The following is a 1,810-nucleotide window of genomic DNA, read 5'->3' on the forward strand; positions in this document are numbered from 1 at the left end:
AACAAGTAACCATTTATTGAACTCCTTTCATCGGTTTTACTATTAGCGCATAACGCCTTGTTAAGTAGCAGCTAACTACCACCACACTCAAACAAGGCCACCGTAATCGCTAAACTCAACCAAACCAAAATCGCCGACTGTTAGCTGTCTGCTTGAACAAATTGTTAGCAATTGAACTCTACCGGTTGAGATAGTCTCTTAATCGCTTCTGGTTAGAGGGCACCGCATCTAGGAGCGATAAATAGGTTTCCACATCCATAAGTTGCCAATACTGCCCCTCATCACCAAACTTGATGTCATCCAACTCATCTTGCGAGATTGTCACTGCGAGAAGAAACGCCCAACCAGAGCCCGTATGACTGAGAACTTTTTGCTTATAGTGGATTCGGGACTGGCACAGTTGGATTCCAAACTCCTCTTTGAACTCTCGGAGAGCACACTCCTCCGGTGTTTCATTACCTTCACGGCCACCACCGGGAAAATCCCAACAATTTGGGAAGGAGATCGTTGAGATATCATCTCTTTTGTAGGTAATAATTTGGTCGTTACAATGAACGACTAATTTGCATCCTTTGAAATGCTGCATCTTGCCGTCCTTAAAGATTGCTAACGCCTTGTTAAGTAGCAGCTAACTACCACTGCACTCAAACAAAGCCACCGTAATCACTAAACTCAACCAAACTAAAATCGCCGACGGTTAGCTGTCTGCTTGAACAATTTGTTAGCACTTTTCAGCCAAAGACGTTTGCAAAAAGTCATCGCTGACTTCAAGTTTATAAACAGTATTTGATTTAACTAAACACTCACGCATTTCCTTGCGCGATATCTCGAAGAGTTTATCTGTGAATTGATGGTCTTTTTCCCATTGCTCACGACTTGGTCATTGGGCATAACCTACCATTACATTTGGCTTATCTGAACGATGAAGACGAGAACCAAAGCTGCCACAATGCTGGTAGATTGACTTTGTTACTTCGAGCCATGCTTCGCGAAACCTTGATTCCGTTCCATCACGAATTTCAAACTCATAGACTGCGATAAACATCCTGTTTCTCCTCTGAGTGCTAACGCCTTGTTAAGTAGCAGCTAACTACCGCTACACTCGAACAAAGCACCGTAATCACTAAACTCAACCAAACCAAAATCGCCAACTGTTAGCTGTCTGCTTGAACAATTTGTTATATGCCTGTTTTCGAATAAACTGCAGTCCCACTCAACTCTCCTGACGGCAATCTTCGGTCATTACGTAAAATCCCCTCAAAAACATACCCGCAACGCTCTGCTACCGTTCGACTTTTCAGGTTGTGTTCTGCTGCTTTTATTTCAACTCGGTTAGCGTTAAGCTCATTAAACGCATATGACTCTAATGCTTTCACTGCTTCAGAAATGAAACCATTGCCAACACTTGAACTACGCATCCAGTAACCTATTTCAAAGTACGGTATCGTTTTATCACGGATGATTAACCCTATTGCACCAAGAAAACGCCTTGTACTTTTTTCTATGATTGAATAACGCAACTCACCTTCAAAATTTTCAAAGTTATTGATAGCTTGTTGCGTATTTTCAATTGATTCGGCTTCTGTTAATGCGTTAGAAACCCAAGGAAGGTAGACCGCAAGTTCGTCTTGGCTTTCCAATATCGCTTCAAGCATCAGAGGTTGATACTCCATTGAAGGTGGTACTAGTTTAAGTCTATCTGTTTCCATATTTACCAAAATCCAATTAAGGCATATAACGCCTTGTTAAGTAGCAGCTAACTGCCACCACACTCAAACAAAACCACCGTAATCACTAAACTCAATTCAAA

3 protein-coding genes are annotated in these 1,810 nt (G+C 41.8%); all 3 read right to left on the reverse strand.

What is annotated here, in order from left to right; genetic code table 11:
- Nucleotides 1-178: 178 nt before the first annotated feature.
- The 3 genes from ACVA6Q_RS24505 to ACVA6Q_RS24515 all read right to left on the reverse strand — a co-directional run bounded on the left by ACVA6Q_RS24505 (nucleotide 179) and on the right by ACVA6Q_RS24515 (nucleotide 1,709).
- The gene (locus tag ACVA6Q_RS24505) at nucleotides 179-586 is read right to left on the reverse strand and encodes an NUDIX domain-containing protein (RefSeq protein ID WP_446649205.1); all 408 of its coding nucleotides are present in this window, start codon (nucleotides 584-586) and stop codon (nucleotides 179-181) included.
- A 294-nt stretch (nucleotides 587-880) separates the two neighbouring features.
- Entirely contained in the window at nucleotides 881-1,045 is a 165-nt protein-coding gene (locus tag ACVA6Q_RS24510; protein WP_446649206.1) for a hypothetical protein, read from the reverse strand.
- 133 nt (nucleotides 1,046-1,178) lie between these two features.
- Nucleotides 1,179-1,709, reverse strand: a complete 531-nt coding sequence (locus tag ACVA6Q_RS24515; protein ID WP_446649207.1) for a GNAT family N-acetyltransferase — start codon at nucleotides 1,707-1,709, stop codon at nucleotides 1,179-1,181.
- Nucleotides 1,710-1,810 lie beyond the last annotated feature (101 nt).

It is taken from the genome of Vibrio sp. DNB22_10_4 (assembly GCF_052879755.1).

Bases quoted from the DNA above. Each gene is read 5' to 3' on its own strand.
- ACVA6Q_RS24505 (WP_446649205.1), bottom strand. From the start codon at position 586: ATGCAGCATTTCAAAGGATGCAAATTAGTCGTTCATTGTAACGACCAA.
- ACVA6Q_RS24510 (WP_446649206.1), bottom strand. From the start codon at position 1,045: ATGTTTATCGCAGTCTATGAGTTTGAAATTCGTGATGGAACGGAATCA.
- ACVA6Q_RS24515 (WP_446649207.1), bottom strand. From the start codon at position 1,709: ATGGAAACAGATAGACTTAAACTAGTACCACCTTCAATGGAGTATCAA.